At 72.5% G+C, this 26,290-nt stretch carries 17 protein-coding genes; 4 read left to right on the top strand and 13 right to left on the bottom strand.

Going from position 1 to position 26,290, the window contains the following annotated elements; translation table 11 throughout:
* The 3 genes from ABZ340_RS26465 to ABZ340_RS26455 all read right to left on the bottom strand — a co-directional run.
* Nucleotides 1–2,446: SDR family NAD(P)-dependent oxidoreductase (locus ABZ340_RS26465; protein WP_358784353.1), on the bottom strand; the 2,446-nt coding region annotated here is incomplete at its 3' end.
* Nucleotides 2,447–2,568: 122 nt separating this feature from the next.
* Nucleotides 2,569–3,411 carry a polyketide synthase dehydratase domain-containing protein gene (locus ABZ340_RS26460; RefSeq protein ID WP_358784327.1) on the bottom strand — a complete coding sequence of 281 codons (843 nt, stop codon included), beginning with the start codon at nucleotides 3,409–3,411 and terminating at the stop codon, nucleotides 2,569–2,571.
* Entirely contained in the window at nucleotides 3,408–8,240 is a 4,833-nt protein-coding gene (locus ABZ340_RS26455) for a beta-ketoacyl synthase N-terminal-like domain-containing protein (protein ID WP_358784326.1), read from the bottom strand. The genes ABZ340_RS26460 and ABZ340_RS26455 overlap by 4 nt, the downstream gene beginning before the upstream one ends.
* A 330-nt stretch (nucleotides 8,241–8,570) precedes the next feature.
* Here ABZ340_RS26455 and ABZ340_RS26450 point away from each other — a divergent pair, with 330 nt between their 5' ends.
* A complete protein-coding gene (locus ABZ340_RS26450) occupies nucleotides 8,571–10,067 on the top strand; it encodes an SDR family NAD(P)-dependent oxidoreductase (RefSeq protein WP_358784325.1) in 1,497 nt (498 codons plus the stop codon).
* Nucleotides 10,068–10,144: 77 nt separating this feature from the next.
* On the opposite strand, the gene ABZ340_RS26445 is transcribed toward ABZ340_RS26450, so the two are convergent.
* Nucleotides 10,145–11,410 (bottom strand): MFS transporter, encoded by a 1,266-nt coding sequence (locus tag ABZ340_RS26445; protein WP_358784324.1) that lies wholly within the window; start codon nucleotides 11,408–11,410, stop codon nucleotides 10,145–10,147.
* 368 nt (nucleotides 11,411–11,778) lie between these two features.
* On the opposite strand from ABZ340_RS26445, the gene ABZ340_RS26440 reads away from it, so the two are divergent.
* From ABZ340_RS26440 to ABZ340_RS26430, 3 genes are all read left to right on the top strand, one after another.
* Entirely contained in the window at nucleotides 11,779–12,033 is a 255-nt protein-coding gene (locus ABZ340_RS26440) for an acyl carrier protein (protein ID WP_358784323.1), read from the top strand.
* On the top strand, nucleotides 12,030–13,652 hold the full coding sequence (locus tag ABZ340_RS26435; RefSeq protein ID WP_358784322.1) for an HAD-IIIC family phosphatase: 1,623 nt from the start codon (nucleotides 12,030–12,032) through the stop codon (nucleotides 13,650–13,652). Before ABZ340_RS26440 ends, ABZ340_RS26435 begins: the two co-directional genes overlap by 4 nt.
* 77 nt (nucleotides 13,653–13,729) lie before the next feature.
* Complete coding sequence (locus tag ABZ340_RS26430) at nucleotides 13,730–15,364, top strand: PQQ-binding-like beta-propeller repeat protein (RefSeq protein WP_358784321.1); 1,635 nt, start codon at nucleotides 13,730–13,732, stop codon at nucleotides 15,362–15,364.
* 74 nt (nucleotides 15,365–15,438) lie between these two features.
* Here the strand turns inward: ABZ340_RS26430 and rfbB are convergent, their stop codons facing one another.
* From rfbB to ABZ340_RS26385, 9 genes are all read right to left on the bottom strand, one after another.
* Entirely contained in the window at nucleotides 15,439–16,425 is a 987-nt protein-coding gene (gene rfbB / locus ABZ340_RS26425) for a dTDP-glucose 4,6-dehydratase (RefSeq protein ID WP_358784320.1), read from the bottom strand.
* Between the two features lie 12 nt (nucleotides 16,426–16,437).
* On the bottom strand, nucleotides 16,438–17,223 hold the full coding sequence (locus ABZ340_RS26420; RefSeq protein WP_358784319.1) for an alpha/beta fold hydrolase: 786 nt from the start codon (nucleotides 17,221–17,223) through the stop codon (nucleotides 16,438–16,440).
* Nucleotides 17,220–18,440 (bottom strand): cytochrome P450, encoded by a 1,221-nt coding sequence (locus tag ABZ340_RS26415; protein ID WP_358784318.1) that lies wholly within the window; start codon nucleotides 18,438–18,440, stop codon nucleotides 17,220–17,222. Before ABZ340_RS26415 ends, ABZ340_RS26420 begins: the two co-directional genes overlap by 4 nt.
* A gap of 46 nt (nucleotides 18,441–18,486) precedes the next feature.
* Nucleotides 18,487–19,722, bottom strand: coding sequence for a class I SAM-dependent methyltransferase (locus tag ABZ340_RS26410; RefSeq protein ID WP_358784317.1), 1,236 nt, complete (start codon nucleotides 19,720–19,722; stop codon nucleotides 18,487–18,489).
* 14 nt (nucleotides 19,723–19,736) lie between these two features.
* A complete protein-coding gene (locus tag ABZ340_RS26405) occupies nucleotides 19,737–20,549 on the bottom strand; it encodes a methyltransferase domain-containing protein (protein ID WP_358784316.1) in 813 nt (270 codons plus the stop codon).
* Nucleotides 20,550–20,604: 55 nt separating this feature from the next.
* Nucleotides 20,605–21,612 carry an aldo/keto reductase gene (locus tag ABZ340_RS26400; RefSeq protein ID WP_358784315.1) on the bottom strand — a complete coding sequence of 336 codons (1,008 nt, stop codon included), beginning with the start codon at nucleotides 21,610–21,612 and terminating at the stop codon, nucleotides 20,605–20,607.
* Complete coding sequence (locus ABZ340_RS26395; protein WP_358784314.1) at nucleotides 21,609–24,062, bottom strand: glycoside hydrolase family 3 C-terminal domain-containing protein; 2,454 nt, start codon at nucleotides 24,060–24,062, stop codon at nucleotides 21,609–21,611. The genes ABZ340_RS26400 and ABZ340_RS26395 overlap by 4 nt, the downstream gene beginning before the upstream one ends.
* A gap of 225 nt (nucleotides 24,063–24,287) precedes the next feature.
* Nucleotides 24,288–25,562: an activator-dependent family glycosyltransferase gene (locus tag ABZ340_RS26390; protein ID WP_358784313.1), complete on the bottom strand. Its 1,275-nt coding sequence runs from the start codon at nucleotides 25,560–25,562 to the stop codon at nucleotides 24,288–24,290.
* A gap of 9 nt (nucleotides 25,563–25,571) precedes the next feature.
* Nucleotides 25,572–26,126: a cytochrome P450 gene (locus ABZ340_RS26385; protein ID WP_358784312.1), complete on the bottom strand. Its 555-nt coding sequence runs from the start codon at nucleotides 26,124–26,126 to the stop codon at nucleotides 25,572–25,574.
* Between the last annotated feature and the right edge of the window lie 164 nt (nucleotides 26,127–26,290).

Raw genomic sequence — 26,290 nt, 5'->3', positions numbered from 1 at the left:
CGGCCACGTCGAACCGCATCGTCTCCGCGATCACCTCACGGACGAACCGCTCCACCCGCTCCCGCACATCGGCGGCCTCCGCGGCCGGGACGGCGACGGGCTCCGCGGCCGGGACGGCGGCGGTGGCCCCGGTGCGCGGCTCCTCCGCCGCGCCGGCCAGCGCGACGAGGACCTGCTGTCCGTCGCCGCCGTGGGTCCGCACGGCGCCGAAGCCGGCCTCGTGCAGGAGCGAGCGCCACTGGTCGCTGCCGAGCAGGGGGCTGTGCTCGATGCGGTACGGGTCGTCGCTGAGCCACCAGCCGTCGGTGAGGCCGAAGGTCAGCGTGGCGTAGTCCTGCCGTGCCGTGATCTCGTTGAGGACGAGGATGCCGCCCTCCCGCAGCGCCTTGCGCACGTTCCGGAGCGTTCCGGGGACGTTCGACGTCGCGTGCAGGACGTTGGTGGCCACGACGACGTCGAAGGACCCGGTGTACTGCTCGGGCGGGTTCTCGATGTCGCAGATCCCGTAGGAGAGGAACGGGTAGTCGCCGCCGAAGGCGTCCCGGGCCTTGTGCAGGAACGCGTACGACAGGTCGGTGAAGTGGTAGTCGACGTCGCGCGGATCCAGCTCGGGCAGCACGAACTTGGTGGTGCTGCCGGTCCCGGCGCCTATCTCCAGGACGCGCAGCGGACGCCCCGCCGAGCGGCGCTGGTAGTTCGCGACGACCTGCGCGCAGATCCGGTTGAAGTAATCGGCGATGGGGTTGCTCTGGTAGACGGGCGCGACGAGGTCGAAGGAGCCGTCGGGGAAGAGCACCTCGACCGCGTCGGTGGCGCCGCCCAGCACGTCGGGCAGATGCTCGAGGCACCAGTCGAGCAGCTTGAGATGGCCCTCCAGCTCCGGATAGTCGCGCAGGAGTTCGGTGAGCGGCGGGGACTGCGCCGCAGGCATCGCGCCGATGGCGTCCCGCAGCTTCGCGTACTTGGCGATCGTCGTCCCCGGCAGCGGCACCTGCCCCAGCCGCCACCGGGTGTATGCCTCCAGCCGCTCGGAGAGGTCCCGGTTGCGGGCGACGTCCGTGTCGTCGCCCCGGAAGGCCGGCACCACGTCGTCGAGGACCTCCGTGGAGCCGGCGGGCGGTGCCGCGGCGACGGGCTTGTGCGGCGTGATTCCCATGCGCTCCAACGCCTCTTCCGTTCCTTTCACACACGTGATCCGTCGGTGGTCGGACGCGAGGAACCGCTCGATGACCGCCAGCCCCTCGGCCGGCTCGATCGAGCCGATCCCCAGCTCTTCCATCCGCTTGCGGTACTCCGGCTTCGCGACGACCCCGATGTCGCCCCAGTAGCCCCAGTTGACGACCTTGGCGTCGATCAGCAGGGCCTGGTGGAGGAGGTCCGCGTAGGCGTCCTTGGCCACACACGCGGCGGCGTAGTTGCCCTGCCCGGCACTGGCGATATGAGCCTGGACGGAGGAGAAGAAGAGGCAGAAGTCGAGGTCCCTGCCGCGCAGCGCCTCCACCAGGTGGCGGGTGCCGTGCACCTTCGGGCGCAGTACGTCGAGCAGCACCTGCTCGCTCATGGTGGCGAGAGCGGCGTCCTGGAGCACGAGCGCGGAGTGCACGACGCCGTGGACGACCTCATGGGCGTCGAGCGCGCGCCGGAGCGCCGGACCGTCGGCCAGGTCGGCCTGGTGGTAGTGGACCGCGCGGGCGCCCGACTCCCGCAGGTGCTGCGCGGTCCGGGCGAAGTCCTCGGCCGGACGGCGGCCGATGACGACCACCTCGGCCTCGTAGACGGTGGCCAGGTGCTCGGCGAGCAGTCCCCCGAGCCCGCCGGTGCCGCCCAGGACGACATAGGTGCCCCCGGTCCGGAACGCCGGGCGGGCCGGCCGGTCCCCGAGGGACGCCGGTTCCATCGACGCGACGGCGTACTCGTCACCGCGGACGCAGACGGGCCGGCCCGGCACGGTCGGCAGGGGCCGGTCCAGGGCCGCGGACAGCGACGACGCGGTGAGGTCCGCGAGGCAGAAGCAGCGCACCGCCCAGTCGGGCCGCTCCTTGGCGAGGGCCTGTGCCAGGCCGACGTACACGCCGTCCACGGGATGCGTGGCGGCCGGGAACAGCGGGCTGTGGACCGCCTTGTCGGTGAACACGTCGAGGCGGACCCGCGGCCATCGGTCGAGGGCGTGGACGAGTCCGAGGAAGGCCGTGAGGTCCGCGTCGCGGATGTCCTCGGCCCATGAGGTGCGGCTGACGAACACCACGTGCTCGTCGGGGGCCGGGGCGTCGGCCAGTGAGGCCAGCGCCGCGCCGTCGAGCCGCAGCACCTTGCCGTGCGGGAACCGCTCCGTCAGTTCCCGGTGCAGCCGGTGCTGTCCGGGCGGCACCAGGAAGGTCCGCGGGCCGTCCGCACCGGCGCGCGGCGGGTCCAGCCGGCGTTGCGTCCACTGCGGGGCGAACACCATCGAGTCCACGGCGGCACGGCGAACCAGCGGGACACCGGGGTGCGCTGTACCGGACGCGGCATCATTTCCGCTTCGCCATTCGTTGCGACTCAACAAAATCCCCTATGCCTAGGACACCGGATTCAAAGAGCGGGTTTCACACCGAGGTCGAAAACCGAGAGAAGTGGTTCGTAATCCTCGTCGAACACCGTGAAGTTGGTCCTGAAGGGAGAGAGTTTTTCCGTCAGGACGAAAGCGGAGCCGAGCGGAATGCGCGTCGGAGCGTGAAAAACCATATGCCCCATGGAGAAAGGCATCAAGCTGTCACGGTGCTCTCCGATGGAGATCGCCATGCCCGACTGGAAGGAGCAGTCGAGGAGGTTCACCAGCCCCATTCGCGTGCCGTCGTTGTGCGACAGCCAGGCCAGTGCCCGCTGTCCGTGCCGCTGCACATAGGTGTTGCGGCGGAAGTACGGGCCGTAGTCGATGCCCATGTTCGAGAACTCTGCGTAGATCTCCGGCCGGGTGAGGTGGGACCGGGTGTGCGCGCAGATCTCGTCGCGCACGTCCAGGCCCACCGCGACGGCGCGGTCCTGCCTCTCGGACAGGAGCGTGCCCATGCCGCAGACCGCGCCGCGGTTGGTGACGGTGTAGTCCACCGTCCGCCCGTCGGGTGCGGAGCGGAAGGCCACGAAGAGTTCGTCCAGCGGCTCGTCACCGGAGATCGGCCGCAGCCAGGCGGCGTCCCTGATGGCCGACGTCCGCGCGCCGGGGTGGAGCCGGGCGGCCCCGCGCAGCGCCATCTCCAGGCAGGCGACACCGGGCAGCACCCGCCGGCCGCCCACCAGGTGCTCCCTCAGGTAGGTGTGGTCGGGGTCGATGCGCACCCGGAAGGTGCCCGGCTCGCCGGCCGGGAGCAGCTCCGCCGGCTCCACCGCGGCGGGGTGCGTGGCGCGGCCGGCCGCCACGCCGGCTTCGGCCGTCATGCCGTTCCCCCCTCGTCCGTGAACCAGAGATCGGTCTCTTCGAACGGATAGGCGGGCAGCCGCAGTCTGCGCGGCTCGTCCTGTGCGAACAGCCCCCGCCAGTCGACCGTCCCGCCGGCCAGGTACCGCTCGCGGGCCGGCCCGGGTGTCGGCTGCCACGCGTCCTCTTGCCCTTCCGCCGGCGGCGCGTGGACCGGTTCGCCCGCCGTGCGCAGCGCGTGCACCAGCTCGTCGGCCGTGGACGGGCACCACGCCAGGCGGTACGCCAGGTGCTCCCGCCGGCACAGGGTGTACGAGAGGTCGAGCAGGTCCTCGTCCCGCAGCGGCCCGGTCCGCTCGATGTGGTCGAGCAGGCCGGCCGTCAGTCTGCGCAACGCCTGCGGGGTGCGCGCGGACAGCGGTACCAGCCGGGGCTGCGCGGGGGCGCCGCCGCGCCGGGCGGGCGGGCCCGGCGGCGCGGAGAGCACGACGTGCGCGTTGGTGCCGCCGAAGCCGAAGGAGCTGATGCCGGCCACCGATCCGGTGCCGTCGTCCCACGGCACGTTCTTGCGCAGCACCTCGAAGGGCCGGCCCTCCAGGTCGATGCCGGGGTTGAGCTCCTGGAAGTGCAGGTTGGCCGGCAGGACCCGGTGCTCGAACGCCTTGATCACCTTGGTCACGGAGGCGATCCCCGCGGCGGGCTCCAGGTGCCCGATGTGGGACTTGACCGCGCCGAGCCGGACGCGGCGCCCCGTGGGCCGCGGCACCAGGTGCTCCCAGGCCCGCTTCAGCGCGTCGATCTCGATCGCGTCGCCCAGCACCGTGCCGGTGCCGTGGGTCTCGATGTACCCGGTGCGGGCGGCGAGTTCGGGGGTGTAGGCGTCCAGGAGCAGGCTGAGCTGCGCGTTCGGGTTCGGGGCGGTGAGCGAGTTGGCGCGGCCGCCGTGGTTCTCCGCCACGCTCTCGATCACCGCGCGGATGTCGTCGCCGTCGGCGAGGGCGTCCTCCAGCCGTTTGACCAGGAAGCTTCCGTAGCCCTCGCCGCGGACGTAGCCGTTGGCCGAGGCGTCGAAGGCCGCGCACCGGTGGTCGGGGGAGAGGAACCGCGCGGAGCGGAGCCCCTCGTTGATCTGGGAGTCGAGGATCAGGTTGACGCCGCCGACCACGGCCGCGTCGCAGACCCCGGCGCGCAGGTCGCGGCACGCCTTGACCAGTGCCACCAGGGAGCCGGAGCAGGCGGTGTCGAGGACCGTGGAGGGGCCGTGCCAGTCGAACCAGGAGGAGATGCGGCCCGCGATGAGGCTCAGGGAGTGCCCCACCAGCGAGTACGGTATCTGCCGCGCGTCCGCCCTGGCCTGGAGCAGCGCGTAGTCGTTGCCGGTGGCCGCCATGTAGCAGCCGGTGCGCGAGCCGCTCAGCTCGGAGGGGGCGTACCCGGCGTCCTCGAGCGTGTGCCAGACGGACTGCAGCAGCAGCCGCTGCCGGGGGTCCATCCAGCTCGCCTCCCGTGGCGAGATGGAGAAGAACCTGGCGTCGAAGCCCTTGACCCCGGGGAGGAACCCGGCGACCTCGCCGGGCAGTCCGCGCTCGGCACCGGCCGGCCCGACGCAGTCCCTGCCGTCGAGCAGACTCCGGTAGAAGGCCTCGGGGTCCGGCCCGCCGGGCAGGACCGCCGAGAGGCCGACGATGGCCAGGCGGCCGTCGGCACCGGGCCGGTCCGCCGTCGCCCGGGGGCGCGGCGCGGCCGTGGGCCGGGTGTCCTGCCGCCCCTCGGGCCGGCCGCCGGACAGCCGCGCGACGGTCTCGGCGACGTTGCGCAGGGTGTTCATGCGGTAGAAGTCGTGCGCGTGGACGACGACCCCGTACCGTTCGCTGATCCGGGCGGCGAGGACGTTGTAGCCGAGCGAGGTGACGCCCTGGTACCCCAGGGGCCGGTCGGCGTCCGGTTCCGGGAGGCCCAGTTCACCGGCGACGAGCCGGCGCAGCTCGGCGAGGAGGTCCTGCCCGTCCGCCCCGCCGGCGTCCGGTGCGGCCCGCTCCCCGTCGGCCGCCGGCGCGGGTGCCTCGTCCTGCGGGTACAGGTCCAGCGAGGACAGGGGGGCCTCGCTCAGCTTCTTGACGTCGGTCTTGCCGTTGGCCGTCAGCGGGACCGCGGTCAGCCGGTGCACGGCCTGCGGCACCATGTAGTACGGCAGGGTGTCCCGGCAGCGCTCCCGCACGGCCGCGGCGTCGAAGTCCTCGGCGGCGGGCAGCCACACGAAGCAGCGCAGGTGCGGCTCGGGCTCCGGCCGCACGACGGCGACGACGGTCGCGGACGGGGCCTGGGCCGCCACCGCGGCCGCCACCTCGTCGAGTTCGATCCGGTGGCCGTTGACCTTGCGCTGGCTGTCCTTGCGGGAGACGTAGGTGAGGTGCGACGGGCCCTCGTAGCGGACCAGGTCACCGGTCCGGTAGGAGGGCGTGCCGTCGGGCAGTGTGCCGAAGGCCGTCGCCGGGGCGTTCAGATACCCCAGGGCCACGCAGTCCCCGGCGATCATCAGCTCGCCCCGCATGCCCGGGGCGACGGACCGCCCGTCGGCGTCCACCACGTAGTACCGGGTGTTGTGCGCGGGCTCTCCCAGGTGGACGTGTCCGGCGTCGGTCACGCGCTGCCAGCTCGCCCAGATGGTCGCCTCGGTCGGGCCGTACATGTTGTAGACCGCCGCGCTCTGGCTCAGCAGGTACTCCGCGAGGTCGCGGTCCAGTGCCTCCCCGCCGCACAGCAGGGTCATGGGCCGCTTCGCCCGCCAGCCGACGGCCTTCAGGATGCGCCAGGTGGACGGTGTGGCCTGGACGACGGTGGCCCCGCCCGAGTCGATGTGCCCGGCCAGCGCGGCTCCGCTGGTCCTGGCCTCGTCGGACAGCACCCGGACGCTCGCGCCGCACAGCAGCGGCAGGAGGATCTCCAGCAGCGAGATGTCGAAACCGACCGGGGTCAGGGCCACGATGCGGTCGTCCGGGCGCATACCGGGGTCCTGTCGCACGGAGTGCAGGAAGTTGACGAGGTTGCCCTCGCTCACCGCCACGCCCTTGGGGTTGCCGGTCGATCCCGAGGTGAACATCACGTAGGCGGTGCGGCCGGCGTCGGCCGGGGCCGCCGGCCGGGCGTCGCCCGGCCGCAGGCCGGGACCCTCGGGGGACGCGCCCGGCAGCGCGCCGTCCACCTCCCGCACGGGGATGCCGGGGAACAGCCGGGCCGCCCGGTCCCGGGTCGCCGCGTCCACCAGGACGACGCCCGGATCCGCGGTCTCGGCCATGTACGCGAGCCGGCCGTCGGGCAGCCGGGGGTCCAGGGGTACGAACGTGCGCCGCAGCGCCAGCGCGGTCAGGTAGGCGACGGGGATCGCGGCCGACCGCTCCAGAAACACGCCGACCGGCCGCTCCCCGGGGGGCAGGGAACGGCCCAGCCGCTGTGCGGCGCCGAGCAGTTCACCGTAGGTGAGCGACCGGTGGTCGTCCACGACGGCCACCCGGTCCGGGTGCCGCCCCGCGGCCTCGGCCAGGGCCTCGCCCAGGCCCTGGTGGGCCGGGTCGGTCCGGACGGCCCCCTCGGCCACCGGTTCCAGCGGGCGCGACAGATCGCACTGCGACGGCGGCCGGTGCGGCTCGGCGGCCATGAACCGGGCCATGCGCAGGAAGTTGGTCGCCAGCGCCGACAGGGCCTGGGGGGACAGCACGTGGGTGGAGGAGTCGAAGGAGAGGTGGATGCCCTGCTCGTCGGAGCTGAAGTTGACGCTCAGCTCGCTCGAGCTGCCGGTGTCGGGCTTGCGGACCCAGTCGACGTCCACCCCGCTCAGCCGCGGCACCGAGGTCGGCAGCATCGCGGAGGAGGAGTTCACCACGAGGTTGAGCGCGCTGCCGCCCCGGATCGCCGCGGGGCCCTGCTCGGCCGCGGCCAGGGCGAGCAGGTCGGCCGTCGGGAAGTCCTGGTGGTCCCGCAGCTCCTCGCGCTGCGCGCGCACCTGCTCCAGCACCGACAGCGCGGACCGCTCCGCCGGGGCGTCCAGCCACAGCGGCAGCAGATTGGTGTGACAGCCGTAGGGGGCTCCGTACGCCCGGGTGTCGACGGTGTGCGCGACCACGACGCTCTGGTCGTCGTCGCCGCAGGCGTGCACGAGGGCACCGGTGACGCCGACCACGAACTGGAGCGGGCTCAGCTCGTGCCGGCGCAGGAAGCGGTGGATGTCCGCGGCCTGTTCGCCGGTGATCGTCTCCTTGACCGTGATGCGGCGGCCGGCCCGGTGGGACGGCGCGGAGGAGAAGGGCAGCGGCTGGTGCAGCCGGCGGCCCGCCAGCATCGACCGCCAGTAGGCCGCGTCCCCGGCGGCGTCGGACCGCGGCACCGCGCCGAACGACCGCTCCAGGACCGGGCTCTCGCCCTGCCAGCAGGCGCTGAGGGCGGCGCAGAACGGCGCGTAGCAGCCGCCGTCGAACACCACGTGGCTGAAGTCCAGGCGGAGCAGCAGCCTCTCCTCGGACGCCCGCCAGAAACGGAAGCGGAAGAGCTCCTGGCCGGTCGGGTCGATGCCGCCGGAGTCGAGCAGGTCGTCCTGCCGCTCGCAGCGCCGCAGCACCCGCCGCGGCACCGGACGGCTCCTCGCCACCAGTTGTCCGCCGACTTCGGTGAAATAGCTGAGAAGTCGCGGGAATGCGGTGGACACCACTTCCCGCAGCGCCTCGTCGAGACGGCCGGTGTCGACGTCGCCGGTCAGCGCGTACACATAACTGATGGTGAGTCCCGGGTCATCGGGATGCTGTTGGTACCGATACCATTGAAAACGCTCGTAGGCGCTCGCCTGACGCTCCGACATGCACACAGACCTTTCAACCGCCCAGGCCGTCGAACAATTGGTACACCGCTCCGGACCGCCTGCACTCGAATTCTGGTCGAGCTTGCGGGGCAGCGCCCCACCGCGCGCATAATGCCGTGCGGGAATCAGTTGCCACCAGCGGCTCCGGGCGCATTGCGCTGCCGGGTGTTCAACTGCTCCCGGACCGCGATTGAACACCCGCGGCAACACCGCGGCTCAAGCGGATATCAAGTGTCCGGCCCTGCGGGAATTCCGCCCGAGTGCTTTCGGGCGTTCCGCGTCCACCCGTCTCGCGGCGTCCGTTCGACGCGCTCATCGAAAGGTAGACACGTGCTGCTCTCGGAAGACGACGTGGCCCTGTTCGCGCGGGTCAGCGGCGACCGCAACGCGCTGCACTGCTCGCCCGATCACGCCCGCCGCACGCCCTTCGGCCGGACCGTCGCACACGGCGTCCTCGCGGCCCTGGCGGCGCTGGAGGAACAGACGCCGGACGGGACGGGCGTCACGGCCGTCGAGGCCGACTTCGGCAATCCCGTCTTCCCCGGGGTGCGGTACCGCTCCGAGGCGCTGGACGGGACCCGGGCCGGCACCGGCTGCCGGCTGCTCGACGGGGACCGCACCTGTCTGACCGTACGGGTCCGCCCCGGCGCCCCGCCGGACCTGGACCCGCTGCCCACACCACCGGCGCGGTCGGCGCCCCGGCACACGATCGCGGACCTGCCGCCGGGCACCGCGGTGTCCGGTGCGTACGGCCCGGACGGGATCGACGCGCTGTGCGGGCGGTTCCCGGCCGCCGCCCGGCTGCTCGGGCGGACGCCGCTGGCCTGCCTGCTGTGGTCGAGCCAACTGGCCGGTATGCGCCTGCCGGGAGAGAACTGCCTGCTCGGCCGGGTGGCGCTGCGCTTTCTCCCGGTCGCCGCGCGCGGTCCCGCGCGGCTGTCGTACACCGCCCGCGTGGTCCACGCCGACCACCGGTTCGGACTGGTGTCGATCGTCGGGGAGATCACGGCGGACGGCGCGGTCGTCGCCGAGGCCGAGATCGAGGCGCTGGTCCGCACGCCCGCTCCGCTCGCCACGGCGGCCGCGCTGAGCCCGCACCTGAGCCCGTCCACCCGGCTGCGGGGCGCCTCGGCCGTCGTCGTCGGCGGCAGCCGCGGACTCGGCGCGGCCCTGTCCCTGGCCCTGGCGTCGCAGGGGTGCGAGGTCTACGTCGGGCACCGGGGCACGCTGCCCGAGACGCTGCTCGCCGACGCCGGCCGGCTGCCGGGGCGGCTGATCTCCGTGCCCGGCGACGCCGCGGACCCGCGCTGGAGCGACGCACTGCGCTCCCGCGTGGAGCGCGAGCACGGCCGGCTCGGCTTCCTGGTGTGCAGCGCGGCCCCGCCCCTGCGCACGCTGGGCCTGGCCGCCCCCGACCTGGAGCGGATGGACGCGTTCCTGACCGGTTCGCTGCGGCTGGTCAGCGCGCCGATGGCAGGACTGCTCCCGCTCCTGGAGCCGGGGCGGGGCAGGTGCCTGGTGATCTCCTCGGCCGCCCTGCGCGAGCCGCCCCGCGACTGGCCGCACTACGTCGCGGCCAAGTCGGCCGTCGAGGGCCTGGTCCACTGGGCCGCCCGGCACCGTCCCGGTGTGGCGTTCCTCCTCGCGCGGCCGGGGATGCTGTGGACCGAGCAGACGAATTCGCCCGGTGCCCGGGAGACGGCCGGGCCGGTGGAACCGGTGGCGGCGCGGCTGGTGCGCCGCCTGCTGGAGCCCGTGCCCGCCGGCGGGGTCCCCCATCTGATCGGCGAGGAGGCCGCCGCCCCGGTCCCGGCCGGCCGGGGGTGACAAGGGCCCGGTGCCGAGGACGGCCACCGGGCCCGGGTACCGCCTGCTCCCGGACGGCCCCGCCCGGGAGGGCGCCGTCAGGGGGCGGGGGTCCGGTCCGTGCTCTCGCGCGCCTGCTCACGGGAGCCGCCGCCCGCCCGCTTGACGGCGAACAGCAGGAAGGCGAGGAAGGCGAAGACGGCCGCGGAGAGGACGGGCACCGCGCTGGATCCGTCGACGGCACCGAGGACGACGCCGGACAGGCCCGCGGAGAGGGCCGCGATGGCGCCGGCCGTGCCCATGACGGAGCCCTGGTGGCCGTCGTCCACGGCCGCCGACATCATGCCCACCAGGCCGCTGTAGGAGATGCCGTAGGTGGCCGCGCCCACCAGGCACAGGGCGTAGAGCACGGCCGTCGAGCCGGTCAGCGCGGTGCCGGCGATGCACACGGTCATCCCGGCCAGCGCTCCGGCCACCGCGACCCGCGGTTCGAGGTACTTCATCGAGAGCGGCACCAGGGAGAGGAAGGCCGCCGCGAGGCCCACGCCGACCACCGAGATGAGGTTGGTGACCGCGCGCTGGTCGAAGCCCTCGTTCGCCGTCAGGTACAGGCCGATGAACTGGAAGAAGGCCGTCCAGCCCAGGGACATCAGGAGCAGGGCCGCGGAGAGCGTCCTGACCCCGGGGAAGGCGAAGGACTCCGCCAAGTGCCTGACCGGGTTCGGGAAGGCCATGCGCCCCGCCGGCCGGGGAGCCGGCTCCTCGCGGTAGGACACGAGCAGGACCAGCAGGTTCAGCAGCGTGATGCCGGCCACGAAGAGGAACGGGGTCTTGAGGTCGAACCAGGAGACCAGGGTGGAGTCGCTCAGGTAACCGCCGATGAGCGGGCCCACCACGTACCCGGTCGACACGCAGAACATGATCAGGCCGATGGAGTTCACGCGGCGTTCCTTCGGCGTGACGTCCAGGATCGCCGCCTGGGCGACCGGCAGGCTGCCGGAGAACAGGCCGCCGATCACCCGCGCGGCGACGAACAGGACGACGTCCTGGCGCAGCAGCGCCCAGACGGTCAGCGCGTAGCCCAGGGCCAGCCCCAGCAGACACAGCACCAGGGTCTGCTTGCGGCGGAGGTGGTCGGACAGCGAGCCGAGCAGCGGGGCGCCGAGGAACATCGCCAGTGAATAACTGCCGATGGCGACTCCGTAGAAAAGGTCACGGGTACCGGTTCCGCCGCTGCTCATGATGCCGATATCGGCGTCGTAGGAGATGGGGATCAGTACCGGAATGATGAGGCTGACGCTCAAGTTGTCGATCAGGATGATGAAGTACAGGGGGATGAGACCGGCCAACCCGTTTTTGCGCATGGCTGTTTCTCCTCGTTCGACTCGGGTGGTGCCAGTGAATCCGGGTCCTGGCAGATCGGTGGACGGGCAGCGACCGCGGGCGGCATCGTAACGCACGTACCTGCGCGCGGTGTTGGGATGTGGCGCCGCCCGGAGACAGACTCAAGTGATTCTCGAGCGCCTGCAATTGACAGGACACGACCGGCAGGGTGCACGCTGCACCGAAGAATTCGAACGGGTACGCTCCCGAATCCGTCGTGCGGCGCCCGACGAGCGGTCCCCGAGGTCGGCTTCCGGCCGCCCGGCGACGGCCGTCGGCCTGTTTCTCCTCTTTCACCTTTCCGCCATATGCGTTGGCCGGTCACGGCCGGAACGAGGGTTTTCTCAAGATGGAAGCGAACGAACTGAAGGCCGTGGAAAGCACGGTGCTGGAGGCGTTCCGCGGGATACTGGGCCAGGACGTGGTCGCCCCGGACGTCCCCTTCGCCGCGCTGGGCGGGGACTCGATGCGGGCCGTGCGCGTGCTGTCGCGGCTCTGGCGCGAACTGGGCGTGGAGCTGCCCGTGCACGCGCTCGGCAACGACACGACCGCCGCCGGACTGGCCGCGGCCGTCCGCGCCCACCTGAACGGCCGGACCGCATGAGCGACGCGAAGGGTCCGGGCATCGCGCTCGCCGCGACCTTCACCTCGGACGGGCTCAGGGACGCCATGGCCCGGCGGCTGCGGGAGACCGGGGGCGAGGTCCGGGCGGCGCCGTACGGGCAGCTCCTGGAGCCGATGCTGGACCCCGGCAGCGTGCTGCTGGACCACACCGGGGTGAACGTCGTGCTGCTGCGGGCCGAGGACCTGTACCGGGGCGCCGGTGACCCCTCGGCCGGTGACCGGCTGCTGGACGAGCTGCTCGCGGTGCTGTCCGCCGTACCCACCCGCAGCGCGGCCACCTGGCTGGTGGCCCTGACCCCGCCGTCGCCGGGCGCCCTCGCCGACCCCGTCGCGGCGCGCCGGACCGAGTCCGCCGCGCGGCGGATCACCGAGGCCGTCGGCCCGCTCCCCGGCGTGCACCTCGTGCCGCTGGACGACCTCGCGGACCGTTACGACGTGCCGGAGACGCACGACGAGTACGCCGACCGCATCGCCCACCTCCCCTACTCCGACCAGTACTTCGACGCACTGGCCGACTGGCTGGTGCGGCTGGCCGCCACGACGTGGACCAGGCCCCGCAAGGTCGTGGTGCTCGACTGCGACAACACCCTGTGGGCCGGGGTGTGCGGCGAGGACGGACCGCTCGGGGTGGAGATCGGCCCGGGGCGCCGCGCGGTCCAGGAGTTCATGCTGGACCAGCGCGCGCGGGGCAAGCTGCTCTGCCTGTGCAGCCGCAACGAGGAGGCGGACGTCCGGGCCGTGTTCGACGAGCACCCGGACATGGTCCTCACCATGCGGGACGTCACCGCCCACCGGATCGGCTGGCAGCCCAAGGCCCAGTACCTGTACGAGCTCTCCCAGGAGCTGGGGCTGGCGCTGAACTCGTTCGTCTTCGTCGACGACGACGCCGTGGAATGCGCGTCGGTGCGCGCGCAGCTTCCCGAGGTCGCCGTGGTGGAACTGACCCGGGACGCGGACGCGGCACCGCGGCAGCTCGCCCGTGAGACGGCCTTCGACCAGCTCACGGTGACCGACGAGGACCGGCTGCGGGCCGACTGGTACGGGGCCGAGCCGGAGCGCCGGGCCCTGGAGCGGTCCGTCGCGGACTACGAGGAGTTCCTGGCCCGCTGCGCCATCGAGGTCACGATGGAGGAGCTGTCGGACTCCGCGCTCGACCGGGCGGCCCAGCTCACGGCACGGACCACGCAGTTCACCCTGGCGGGCACCGCCTTCACGGTGCCGGAGCTGCGGCGGCTGCTCGACGGCGTCGGCCAGGGGTGGACGGTGCGGGTCCGGGACGTCTTCGGCGACTACGGCACCGTCGGGCTCGTGCTGGCGCAGGCCGACGGTGACGTGCTGCACGTTCCGGTCTTCCTGCTGAGCTGCCGGGTCCTCAACCGCCAGGTGGAGACGCGGATGCTGCGGCTGCTGAGCGCGAAGGCCCGTGCGGCCGGCTGCCGCACCCTGCGGCTGGCCTACCGGCCCACCCGGCGCAACGCGCCCGCGCGTCAGTTCCTCCAGCAGCTCTCCGGCAGCGCCGTCGGCGCCGAGGACGCCCCCGGCGTCGTCGGCGTGCGGGTCGCCGACTGGACCGACGCCCCCGCGGCGGCCGCGCCGTGACCGCGCGCCCCGCAGACCGCACCACACGTGGCCGGCGATCCGGCCGGCCGCCCGAACAGGAACGAGGGGATCACTCCATGAGATCCGGTACGAGACGACGGTCCGCACCGAGCCGGAGGCTGTGGCGGCGGCTGTCCGTCGCGGCGGCCGGCTGCGCCGCCCTCATGCTGGCCACCGTCGCGTCCGCCGCGACCGGTGCCCCCGCCGCGAGCGGCGCCGGGCTCTTCGAGGCCCGGAGCGTGCCCGTGAAGCCCCAGTGGGCCAGCGCGGGACAGAACAACCACAACACCCGCCATGCCGCCACCGAGCGCACCATCGGCACGGGCAACGTGGACCGGCTGGCGCCGAAGTGGACCTTCACCACCGACGGCGACGTCTCCGCCACCCCCACCGTCGTGAACGGCACCGTGTACGTGCCCGACTGGGGCGGCAGGCTGTGGGCCATCGACGCCGACAGCGGCGAGGAGGTCTGGTCGCGCACCATCACCGGTTACGACGGCGTCGAGGGGCACATGTCCCGGACCAGCCCCGCGTACTGGAAGGGCAGCCTCTACATCGGCACCGGCACGCTGACGACGGCCGCGATGAAGGGCGCGTACCTCATCTCCGTCGACGCCGAGACCGGCGAGAAGCAGTGGATGACCAAGGTCGACGACGACCCGACGACGGTCATCACCTCCTCCCCCACCGTGGACAACGGGGTCGTCTACGTGGGGACGTCCTCCAAGGCGTCGACCCTGTCCGCCAAGCCGGAGTTCCGCGGCGCGGTCCTGGCGGTCGACGCCCGCTCCGGGAAGATCCTGTGGAAGACGTACACCGTCCCCGAGGGCTACACCGGCGCCGCCGTGTGGGGCAGCCAGCCCGTGGTCGACCACAAGACCGGCCTGGTGTTCGTGGGCACGGGCAACAACTACACCGTGCCGCCCGGTGTCTGCAGGCACCCGAAGGAGACCGGCTGCACCCCGCCTGCCGAGGACGACCACTTCGACAGCGTGCTCGCCCTGGACCTGAGGACCGGCAAGATCAGATGGGCGCACCACACCCTGACCGCCGACGCCTGGATGATGTACCAGCCCGACCAGGGCCCGGACTTCGACTTCGGTTCCGCCCCGAACCTCTACACCACGAAGATCGACGGCAAGCCGAAGGACCTGCTCGGCATAGGCCAGAAGAGCGGCGTCTACTACGCCCTCGAACCGGCCACCGGCAAGGTCGTGTGGCAGACCCAGGTCGGCCCCGGCGGCAAGCTGGGCGGCATCCAGTGGGGCAGCGCCACGGACGGCAGGCGCATCTACGCCGGCATCAGCAACGGTGATCACCTGCCCTGGACCATCACCGCCGCCGACGGCACCGAGTCCACGGTGAGCAGCGGCTTCTTCGCGGCGGTCGACGCCGCCACCGGCGAGATCGAGTGGCAGACCGCCGACCCGCAGGGCAAGGAGGGCCAGTGGCTGGACGGCGGCTTCGTCACCCATGCCAACGGCGTCATGTACGCGGGCTCGTCGGCGCCCAGCGGCACCAACATGTACGCGCTGGACGGCGAGACCGGTGAGATCCTGTGGGACTTCGCCAGCGGCGGCTCCGTCTGGGGCGGGGCGGCCGTGGTCGACGGCAGCGTGTACTGGGGCTCCGGTTACTACATCTCCAACGTGGGCGAGGGTCTGAGCGGCCACAACAACAAGCTCTACCGCTTCACCCTCGACGGCCGCTGACCGCACCGTCCCCACCGCGCCGAACGGCCCGGGCAGGATCTGCCCGGGCCGTTCGGCGCCCTCGGGTGCGGCTGTCAGGCCGCGGCCGACGGCCCGTGGCGCAGCGGCTTCCACCACTGCGGGTGGTCGCGGTACCAGTCGACCGTCCGGGCCAGGCCTTCCCGGAAGGGAACGCGCGGGGCGTACCCGAGTTCCCGGATCCTGCTGTCGTCGACGGAGTAGCGGCGGTCGTGGCCGGGCCGGTCGGGTACGTGGGTGATCCGCTCCGGTCCGGCTCCGCACTCCCGCAGCAGCAGGCGGGCGAGTTGGAGGTTGGTCAGCTCCTCGCCGCCGCCGATGTTGTAGGCCTCGCCGGCCCTGCCCTTCTCCAGCACGAGCTGCACGCCCCGGCAGTGGTCGTCCACGTGCAGCCAGTCGCGTACGCACAGGCCGTCCCCGTACAACGGCACCTGCCTGCCCTCCAGCAGGTTGGTCACGAAGAGGGGGATCAGCTTCTCGGGGAACTGGCGGGGGCCGTAGTTGTTGCTGCAGCGGGTCACGCTCACGTCCATGCCGTAGGTGCGGGCGTAGGAGCGCGCCAGGATGTCGGCCCCGGCCTTCGACGCGGCGTAGGGCGAGTTCGCCAGCAGGGCGCAGTCCTCGGTCCAGGAGCCCGTCTCGATCGACCCGTACACCTCGTCGGTGGAGATCTGGACGAACCGGGGCACCCGCGCCGCGCGCGCCGCCGACAGCAGGGCCTGCGTGCCCAGGACGTTGGTGCGCACGAAGTCCTCCGCGCCGGCGATCGACCGGTCCACATGGCTCTCCGCGGCGAAGTTGACCACCGCGTCGTGGCCCGGGACGAGGTCGGCGAGCAGCGCGGCGTCGCAGATGTCGCCCTGCACGAAGGTCAGGCCCGGGTGGCCGAGGACCTCGGCGAGGTTGGCGGTGTTGCCCGCGTAGGTGAGTTTGTCCAGGGCGGTGATCCGCACGTCGCCGGCGTCGCCGTACGCTCCGGCGAGCACATTGCGCACATAGGCGGACCCGATGAATCCGGCGGCGCCGGTGACGAGCAAACGCAACGGGTCTTCCCTTCATCGAGCGGCGGCCGCGGGTGCCGGGGCGGCTTCGGGCGTACGGAGTCCGAGGTCCGTCAGGACGGCCCGGGCCACCTCGGTGACACGGTCCTGAAGATAGAAGTGGCCTCCGGTGAAGACCCGCGAGCGCCCGGGGACGACCGACAGCCGCAGCCAGCCGGTCGCCTCCCCGGGGGCGCACAGGGGGTCCTCGGTGCCGGTCATCACCGTGACCGGGCAGCGCAGGCCGGGCCCGTCCCGCCAGGTGTAGGACCTCAGGGCCCGGTAGTCGGCGCGCAGCGCGGGCAGCGCCAGCGCCTGCACCTCGGGGTCGTCGAGCGCGTCGCCGCCGCCGAGTCTGCGGACCTCGGCCAGCAGCGCGGCGTCGTCCTCGAGACCGTCGGTCGGCCCCGCCCCGGTCGTGGGCGCGCAGCGGGCGGAGACGAACAGCCGGCGCGGGGTGTTGCCGGAGCGGTCCAGGCGCCGGGCCGTCTCATAGGCGACGAGCGCCCCCAGGCTGTGGCCGAACAGGGCGTACGGTGCCCCGTCCAGCGTGTCCACCGCCTCGGCGGCCCGGTCGGCCAGCTCGCTCAGCCGCGGCAGCGGCGGCTCGTGCCGCCGGTCCTGCCGTCCCGGGTACTGCACCGCCAGGACCTCGGCCGCGGGGCCCAGGGCGCGGGCGAGGGAGTGGAAGCTGCTCGCGCCGCCCCCGGCGTGCGGGAAGCAGACGAGCCGCAGCGCCCCCTCGGCCGGCGGGCCGAACCGCCGCAGCCAGGTCCCGGGCGAGGAGTCACCGGTGGTCACCGGCCCAGCCTCACGGGAAGGCTCTCGATGCCGCGCAGGAAGGACCGGCGCCAGCGCACCTGCTCCGGCTCGATCGCCAGGGCGAGGCCGGGGAAGCGCCGGAGGAGGGCGCGCAGCGCGATCTCGGCCTCCAGGCGCGCCAGCGGGCCGCCCACGCAGAAGTGGATGCCGTGGCCGAAGGACAGGTGCCCGCCGGCGTCGCGCGTCACGTCGAACCGCTCGGGGTCGGGGAACCGCCGGGGGTCGCGGTTGGCCGCGGCGCCCGCGATGAGCACGGTGCTGTGCGCCGGGATGAGGACGCCGCCGATCTCGACGGGTTCGAGCGACCCCCGCGTGGTGATCTCGGCGGGGCCGAGGAAGCGCAGGATCTCCTCCACGGCGTTGGGGAGGACCGACGGGTCCCGGCGCACCTTGGCCAGCTCTCCGGGGTGGGTGAGGAGCAGGTAGGTGCCCATGGCGATGAGGCTCACCGAGGTCTCGAAGCCCGCGATGAGCAGGATCAGCACCACCGAGGCGAGTTCGTCGGTGCTGAGCCGGTCCTCGTCCTCCTCGTGGACGCCGATCAGCGCCGAGAGGAGGTCGGGGCCGGGGTCGGCACGCCGGCGTTCGATCAGGTCGAGGATGAAGCCGACCAGTGCCCGGGCCGCCTGCTCGCGCTGTTCCACCCGCTCGGCGTCGATCACCAGGAACTCGTTGCTCCACCGGCCGAAGTCGCCCTGGTAGCGCTCCTCGACGCCGAGCAGTTCGCTGATCACGGTGATCGGCAGCGGGTAGGCGAAGCGCTCGACCAGGTCGGCCTCGGCCTGGCCGGTGAGGCCGTCGAGCAGCCGCTCGGCGAGCTCCTCGATCCGGGGGCGCATGGACTCCACCCGGCGCGCGGTGAACTCCCGGGCGACGAGCCTGCGCAGCCGGGTGTGGGCGGGCGGGTCGTTGCTGCCCATGTTGTTGGCGAAGTAGGGCCGGACGTCCTCGGGGATGCCGTGGTAGGTCGGCAGCTCCACCTCGGGGGGCTGCTTCTTGAAGTCGTTGCTGAGCCGCAGGTCGCCGAGGGCGGCCTTGGCCTCGGCGTGCCGGGTGATCAGGTAGGCCTCCCGGCCGATGAAGCTCACCTTGCTCACCGGCCCCTGCTCGCGGAGCGCGGCGTAGGCCTCGTACTGGTCGATGTGGAAGAGATCGCTGTCCAGGCTGGGGAGAGCGGTCGAGGTGTCGGTCGGCACTGCGGTGTCCCTTTCCGTTGCAGTCGCGTGTCGCAGGCGGGCCCGGTCAGGCGCTCACCGTGGTGAGGGTCGGCATCGGGAAGACGAGCCTGCCGCCGCCCTCCAGGTACGCCCGCTCGCGCTCGACGAAGCCGTCGCGGTGGATCCAGGGCAGGACGAGGAGCTGGTCGGGGCGGCGGGACTTGGCCTCCTCCTCGGACACGATCGGGATTCCGGTGCCGGGGGTGAACCGGCCGTCCTTCTCCTCGCTGACCTCGCCGATGCAGGGCAGGTCCTCGGGAGTGATGCCGCAGTACTGCAGGGTCACGTTGCCCTTGGTCGACGCGCCGTACCCGAAGGTGACGAGGCCGGCCGCGCGGGAGTCGTCGAGGAAGGCCCGCAGCTCGTCGCGCTGCCGGCGGACCCGGCGGGCGAACGCCTCGTAGGGGGCCAGGGTGTCCAGGCCCGCGGCGGCCTCGCGCTCGCGCAGCGCGACCAGGGAAGCCTCGTCGCGCGGGTGGCGGCCCGGGTTCTTGGCGAGGGTCACGGAGAGGCTGCCGCCGTAGACGTCGGTGAGTTCGGCCCGCAGGACGGTGAAGCCCACCTTCTCGGCCATCCACTCGATCTGCTGGAACGCGTAGTACTCCAGGTGTTCGTGGCAGACCACGTCGTACGCGTTGGCCTCGAGCATGGCCGGCATGTAGCTCTGCTCGGTCGTCCAGATTCCGTCCTCGTCGAGGATGGCGTGGATGTCCTGCATGAACCGCAGCGGGTCCGGTATGTCGTAGAACATTCCGGTCGTCGTGACGACCTTCGCGCGCTGCCTGCCGTAGCGCTCGGTGAAGACCTCGCGGGAGAAGAACTCGGGGATCAGCTCGGCGGGCGGGTAGTGGTCGCGGAACTTCTCGCCCGAGGGGTCGATGCCGACCAGCCGCAGCCCCTCGACGGGGTACTGGTGCAGCAGCGTGCCGTCGTTGCTGCCGATGTCGACGACCACGTCCCCCGGCTCGAGGCCGGTCAGTTCCGCGGCCGCGACGGCCTTGCCCCGGAGGTGGTTGACCATGAAGGGCCGGATGCCCGGGCGGTATCCGTAGCCGTCGCCGTACATCAGGCCGGGATCGGGGGTGTGCCTCAGCTGCAGGAGGCCGCAGCCGGCGGGCGAGCACTTCACCAGCTCCAGCGGGACCGCGGGCACCTGCTCGTCGAGGCTCTTGGGGAAGACGCAGGTCAGCGCCTGCTCGCCCAGGTCGAGCACCGGAACGAGTTCGTGATTGCCGCAGACGCGGCACTGAGTGATGACCATCGTGTGCCCGTTTCTCAGTCGGTGGTGACCGTGGCGAGGAGGTAGCCGTAGGCCTTGGGGACCCGCACGCCGTCCACCATCCGCTCGAACTCCTCGGGGCCGGTCATCTGGATGACGTCGTCCTTGCGCGCCAGCAGATCGGCCGCGATGCGCTCGCGCACCGGCTGGGGGGCCAGGGTGTTGGCCGTGATGTCGGTGAAGTCCCGCACCACGAGTCCGGCCCGTTCGATGACGGCGCGGTAGTCGGTCATCTCCGGGGTGGTGATGATGTCCTGGAACGTCAGCTCCGTGTCGGGCTGGCTGAACATGTCGGCGAGGACGAGCGTCGAGCCCGGGCGCAGTACGCGCTTGATCTCGCGCAGGACCTTCTCCTTGTCCGGCATGTGGATCAGCGACTCGAACGCCCAGGCCCCGTCGAACGAGGCGTCGGGGAAGGGAAGCTCGGCGGCGTCGGCGTGCTGGAAGCCGACGCGGTCGGCGAGGCCCAGGCCGCGCGAGCGCTCATTGGCGCGGCCGACCTGGTAGGAGCTGATGGAGACGCCGACGACCTCGACGTCGGCCGCCCGGGCGAGCCGGAAGGCCGGTTCCCCGACGCCGCAGCCGACGTCCAGGATGCGCTGGCCCGGCCGCGGAGCGAGCCGCGCGATGAGCTGGTCGGTGAGCTGGTCGGTGGCCTTGGTGATGGGGGCCTCGTCAAAGGCGTCGTGCCAGTAGCCGACGTGCAGGTTGTCGCCCCACAGGTCCCTGAACACCTCGGTGAAGTTGTCGTAGAAGTCGACGACCTTGTCCTCGACCTTCTCCTCGTTGGCCTGTGCTCCGGAAGTCATGCGGTCGGTCCCTTCGTTCGGTGGTCGCGGGTGGTGCAGACCGGGTGGCGGGCCGTCAGGCGGCCCAGGCCTCGGGGGCCGGGCCGCCCCGGCCGACCGGCGGGAAGATGCGGTCGAGAGCGGCGAGTTCGGCGTCGCCGAGGGTGAGGCGGGCGGCGCGCAGCGCGGAGTCGAGGTGCTCGACGGTGCGCGGCCCGATGACGGCACCGGTGACGTGCGGCCGGGACAGCACCCAGGACAGGCCGACCTCCGCGGGGTGCTGCCCGATGCCGCGGCAGAAGTCCTCGTACTCCTCGATGGCGCCGCGCAGCGAGGGCAGGAGCGTCTGGGCCCGGCCCTGGGCGGACTTGACGGCGGTGCCGGAACGCAGCTTGGCCAGTACGCCGCTGAGGAGGCCGCCGTGCAGCGGTGACCAGGCGATGGCCGCTAGGCCGTGGTGGTGTGCGGCCGGCAGGACCTCCAGTTCGGCGTGGCGGACCGCCAGGTTGTACAGGCACTGCTCGGAGGCGAGGCCCAGCGAGTTGCGGCGGTGGGCGCTCGCCTGCGCCTCGGCGATGTGCCATCCGGCGAAGTTGGAGGAGCCGACGTAGCAGACCTTGCCGCTCGCCACCAGGAGGTCCATGGCCTGCCACACCTCGTCCCAGGGTGCGGCGCGGTCGATGTGGTGCATCTGGTAGAGGTCGATGCACTCGACCCCCAGGCGGCGCAGGGACTGCTCGCAGGCGGCGACGATGTGGCGGGCGGACAGGCCGCCGTCGTTGGCCCGGTCGCTCATCTCGCCGCCGACCTTGGTGGCGAGGACGACCCTGTCCCTGCGGCCGCCGCCCCGGGCGAGCCAGCGCCCGACCAGTTCCTCGGTGTGGCCCTTGTGCACCCGCCAGCCGTAGATGTCGGCGGTGTCCACGCAGTTGATCCCGCGGTCGAGGGCCTCGTCCAGCAGACGCAGGGCGTCGTCGTCCGCGACCCGGCCGCTGAAGTTGACGGTGCCGAGCCACAGCCGGCTCACCCGGGTGGCGAGCCGGCCGAGGCGTACGTACGGGTCCGGGGCCTCGCCGCCGGTCATGACCGCGTCCTCTGGGCGGGCCGGTCGGCCTGGACGCTCCCGGTGAGCCGGATGTCGTCGGAGGAGGAGCCGATGAGGACGCGGCGCTCGCCGCCGGCGAGCTGCCAGCCGCCGGCCGACGTGTCCCAGTACTGGAGGGCACGTTCCGCCACGTGGACGCGCACGCGCCGGGACTCTCCGGGTTCCAGCTCCACCTTTTCGTAGCCGGCCAGGGCCTTGACCGCCTGGTCGAGCCGGAGCTCCGGGCTGGGGCCGAGGTAGACCTGCACCACGTCGCTGCCCGCCCGGTCGCCGGTGTTGCGCACCGTCACGTCGACGTCGAAGCCGTCGGCCGCGCGCTGCACGGCCGGGTTCTCGTACGCGAAGGACGTGTAGGACAGCCCGTGGCCGAACGGGAAGAGCGGCTCGACGCCCTCGCGGTCGTACCACCGGTACCCGGTGTGGATGCCCTCGGTCTGCCGCACGACGCCGTCGACGCCGGGGTAGCGCTCGGGGTGTGCCGCGACCGGGGTGGCCTGCTCGGAGGCGGGGAAGGTCTGGGTGAGCCGGCCGCCCGGTTCGGCGTCGCCGAACAGCAGGTCGGCGGTGGCCTCCGCCCCGGCCTGGCCCGGGTACCACATGTCGAGGACCGCCCGGGTCTCGTCCAGCCAGGGCATGGTGATGGACGACCCGGTGTTCAGGACGACGATCGTACGGGGGTTGACGGCCGCGACGGCCTCGATCAGCTCGTTCTGGCGGCCGGGCAGGGAGAGGGAGGTGCGGTCGCTGCCCTCGGCGCCGTCGTCGTAGGCGAAGACCACCGCGGTGGAGGCCTCGCGCGCCGTCTCGACGGCCCGGTCGATCGCCTGCCGGGCCCGGTCGGGAGTCACCCAGCGCAGGTCGAGGGTCATCGGCTGGTCGACGACCGCGCCGCCGCTGATCCGGACGGTGTGCGTGCCGGCGGTCAGCTCCAGCGGGACGCTGGTGAGCTTGCCGAAGACCTCGCCGACGCTGATGGGCGTGCCGTCGTCGATCTGGATGGCGCCGTTGCCGCCGGTGACGCGGGCCGCGATGCGGTAGAGCCCGTCCTCGGGAACCGTCAGCTCGCCGTCGTAGATGACGCCGCTCTCGACGGGCTGCAGGACCGTGCCCCCGGTGAAGGGCGGGTTGAGGGCGGACGCCGGAATGGTCTCGCCCTCGATCTCCTCGCCCACGGCCCAGGAGACGTGCGCGTCCTCCCCCAGCTTCCCGGTGATGGCGTCCAGCGGGGCGGTGGCCGCGTCGGGGACGACGTAGGAGCTGCCGAGACCCGTCACCTTGGGGGTCTTGGCGGTGGGTCCTATCACCGCGAGATCGTCGGTGGTGGCCGCGTCCAGCGGCAGCGTCCGGTCCTGGTTGCGCAGCAGCACCGCGCCGGACTCGGCGATCTCCTCGGCCACCGCGGTGCCGCCCGCGACATCGCGCTCCGGCCGCGGCGGCTGGTTCTCGTCCAGGAGGCCGAAGCGGTCCATCTGCCCGACGATGCGGCTCACCGCCCGGTCGAGGACCGCCATGGGGACGGTGCCGTCGGTGACGGCCTCCTTGAGGGTGTCGCCGAAGTACTTGCCGCCGGGGACCTCGCCGCCGGGCGGGATGGCCACGGCCACGTCGATGCCCAGCTCCTGGTCGAGCCCCTTGGTGATGGCGTCCGTGCTCTGGGTGGCCAGCCAGTCGGAGGTGACCCAGCCCTGGAATCGGAGCTGCTCGCGCAGGATGTCGTTGAGCAACTTCCCGTTGCCGCAGGCGGGTTCGCCGTTGACCTTGTTGTAGGCGCACATCACCGAGGCGGCGCCGGCCTCGACGGCGGCCTCGAAGCCGGGGAGCTCCGTCTCCTGCAGGGTGCGCTCGTCCACCTGGACGTCGACACCCATGCGGTTGTTCTCCTGGGTGTTGGCGGCGTAGTGCTTGACCGTCGCCATCAGGCCCTGGCTCTGGATGCCCCTGACCTCGGCGGCCGCAGTGCGCCCGGTGACGAGCGGGTCCTCGCTGAACGTCTCGAAGTTACGGCCGGCCTGCGGCACCCGGATGCTGTTCACCATCGGGGCGAAGATCACGTCCTGGTTGAACGCGCGGCCCTCGCGGCCCAGCACCTGTCCGTACTTCTCGGCGAGTTCCTCGTCGAAGGACGAGGCGAGACCGACGGGGGCGGGCATCGCGATCGACGGCCGGCCGATCGTCGCGCCCGCGGGCCCGTCGGTGGCGCGCACCTTCGGAATGCCGAGCCGCGGGACGCCCGGCAGGTGGACCGGGGCCGTCTTGTCCGTCGTGTCGTAGTCCCAGTGCACGAACGAGAGCTTCTCGTCCAGTGTCATCTGCGCGACGAGACGGTCGGCCCGGCTCTCGGTACGGCCGGGAGATGCGGGGGCGGCGCCCAGACTGAGGAGCGCCAGAACCGCCAGAAATACGGAGGGCACCCATATTATTCGTCTCATTTTCCTCTTCCCCGCATCTGGCGTCTTTCACGGCCGGGAATTCCCGGCGCGAAGACGCCGCAGTACGTCCATTCTTTTTGAGCGACGCGATCTCGATATCCGCGGCGACCCTAGCAAGATCGCCAGCGGCGCCACAAGGCTCATCCGCCCCAACTCGACCTGTTCACTAGCGAGTTACGAGGGAGCTGTGACCGCCTTTCGACACCTCGAATTCCGCGGTTCCGGTCAGCCTTTCCGGCGGTGCGCCACGGTCATTTCCTCCAGCACACCGACGACTTCCGTCGGCGCCGGTTCCGCCAGTATCTCGTCGCGCACTCTCGCCGCGCCCTCGCGGAATGCCGGGTCCTCCAGGACCCGGACGACGCTTTCCCTGAACCGGTCGGCCGTCAGTTTCCCGGCCGGCAGGGACACGGCCATGCCGGTCTCCTCCGCCATCCGGGCCCGCTCGTCCGTGTCCCATCCGTGGGGCAGCAGGACCTGCGGCACGCCGTGGATCGCCGCGGTGTGCCAGGTGCCCGGGCCGCCATGGTGGGCGACCGCGTCGCAGGTGGGCAGCAGGGCGTGCATCGGGACGAAGTCGACGGTGCGGACGTTGTCGGGGACGCGCGCGACCGATTCGAGCTGGTGGGCGTCGAGGGTGGCGACGAACTCGGCGTCGATGTCGGCGACGGCGTCCAGCAGCTCGTCGGTGGTGATGACCTCCACCCCGCTGTCGCGGCCCGAGACGCCGAGCGTGAGGCACACCCGGCGCCTACCGGGCGGCTTCTGCAGCCAGTCCGGGACGACGGAGGGGCCGTTGTAGTCGACGTAGCGCATGCCCACGGTGGGCAGGCCCAGGTCGAGGCGCATGCTGGCCGGTACCGGGTCGATGGTCCACTGGCCGACGGCCATCTCCTCGTCGAAGTCCGGCTCGGGCGCCACCCCGTGCCGGTCCAGGGTCCATTGGATCCACTCCGCGAAGGGGTCCTCGCGGTGCTCCGGTTCCTGCCGGCCGAGCAGGTCCAGGAAGGCGCGGCGGGACTTGGTGGTGATGTCCGGGCCCCACAGCAGCCGGGCGTGGGCCGCTCCGGTCACCTTGGCCGCGATCGGGGCGGCGAAGGTCAGCGGTTCCCATATGAGCAGGTCCGGCTGCCAGGCGCGGCAGAACTCGACCATCCCGTCGATCAGTGAGTCGGGCGTCATCAGGGCGAAGAGGTTGGGGGTGAGGGCGGTCTGCATGCCCAGCAGGTGGTCCCAGGACGCACGCGCCAGCGTCTCGTCGGCGAAGTCCAGGGACCGCACGTACTTGATCATGTCTTCGCCGACCGCGCTCATGTGCCCGGCGAGGTCGACGTCCTCGCCCACGGGCACCGCCGTCAGACCGGCGGCGGTGGTGATCTCGGTCAGTCCCGGTGAGCCGACGACGCGGACCTCGTGCCCGGCCGCGCGGCAGGCCCAGGCGAGCGGGACGAGGGGATAGAAGTGGGTCTTGCTCGTCATGGAGGAGAAGACGATGCGCATCGGCAGTCCTTAGATCTCGACCGGGCACCGGCTGATGCCCCGCAGTACGGGCGAACGGCGGCGGCGGACCACGGGGCCCGCGAGCGCCGCTCCGGGCAGCGCCCCGGCGAGGGCGCGCAGTGCCGCGACGGCGTGCCGGGCGGCGAACTCCTCCAGGCCGTCCCGGCAGCCGAGGCCCGACACCAGGGCCGGCTGCGCGGCGGCGCGGTCCACGTCGAACCGGTCGGGCCCGGCGAACACCTCCGGGTCCCGGTTGGCCGCCGCGACGGCCACCACCACCTCGTCGCCCTCCGCGATCGCGGTGCCGTGGACCGTCCGCCCGGCAGTGGCGCAGCGGCTCTCCAGATGGACCGGGGGCGCGGTGCGCAGGGTCTCCGCCACGATCCGGTCCGCCAGGTCCGGGTCGCCGGCCAGCCGGTCGGCCAGGCCCGGGGTGCGCAGGGTGGCGAGCACGGCGTTGCACACCGTGTTGGCCGCCGTCTCGCACAGGGCGCCCGCCAGCACACCGTCGGCGCCCGCCAGTTCGCGCAGGGCCGCCAGCGCGGCCACGGTCTCCTCCGTCACGGCCAGCGGCTGCGGGGTCAGCCGGGCGTCCAGCGCCGTGGCGCTCGACCGCAGCAGGGCGGCGACGCGCGCCTCGGCCTCGCCCCACGGCGGCGTAGTTGACCAGGATCGGATCGCCCTTCGGGATGGTCACCCCGTCCAGCTCAACTACTCCATGTGCGGGC

It is taken from the genome of Streptomyces sp. NPDC006134, from assembly GCF_040628835.1.
Classification (GTDB): Bacteria; Actinomycetota; Actinomycetes; order Streptomycetales; family Streptomycetaceae; genus Streptomyces.
This window is presented reverse-complemented; position numbering and strand designations above follow the sequence as displayed.

What these genes read in the sequence shown, in the direction of transcription:
- ABZ340_RS26460 (WP_358784327.1), bottom strand. Translation starts at nt 3,411, where the DNA reads ATGACGGCCGAAGCCGGCGTGGCGGCCGGCCGCGCCACGCACCCCGCC.
- ABZ340_RS26455 (WP_358784326.1), bottom strand. Translation starts at nt 8,240, where the DNA reads ATGTCGGAGCGTCAGGCGAGCGCCTACGAGCGTTTTCAATGGTATCGG.
- ABZ340_RS26445 (WP_358784324.1), bottom strand. Translation starts at nt 11,410, where the DNA reads ATGCGCAAAAACGGGTTGGCCGGTCTCATCCCCCTGTACTTCATCATC.
- ABZ340_RS26440 (WP_358784323.1), top strand. Translation starts at nt 11,779, where the DNA reads ATGGAAGCGAACGAACTGAAGGCCGTGGAAAGCACGGTGCTGGAGGCG.
- ABZ340_RS26435 (WP_358784322.1), top strand. Translation starts at nt 12,030, where the DNA reads ATGAGCGACGCGAAGGGTCCGGGCATCGCGCTCGCCGCGACCTTCACC.
- ABZ340_RS26430 (WP_358784321.1), top strand. Translation starts at nt 13,730, where the DNA reads ATGAGATCCGGTACGAGACGACGGTCCGCACCGAGCCGGAGGCTGTGG.
- ABZ340_RS26410 (WP_358784317.1), bottom strand. Translation starts at nt 19,722, where the DNA reads ATGGTCATCACTCAGTGCCGCGTCTGCGGCAATCACGAACTCGTTCCG.
- ABZ340_RS26405 (WP_358784316.1), bottom strand. Translation starts at nt 20,549, where the DNA reads ATGACTTCCGGAGCACAGGCCAACGAGGAGAAGGTCGAGGACAAGGTC.
- ABZ340_RS26400 (WP_358784315.1), bottom strand. Translation starts at nt 21,612, where the DNA reads ATGACCGGCGGCGAGGCCCCGGACCCGTACGTACGCCTCGGCCGGCTC.
- ABZ340_RS26395 (WP_358784314.1), bottom strand. Translation starts at nt 24,062, where the DNA reads ATGAGACGAATAATATGGGTGCCCTCCGTATTTCTGGCGGTTCTGGCG.
- ABZ340_RS26390 (WP_358784313.1), bottom strand. Translation starts at nt 25,562, where the DNA reads ATGCGCATCGTCTTCTCCTCCATGACGAGCAAGACCCACTTCTATCCC.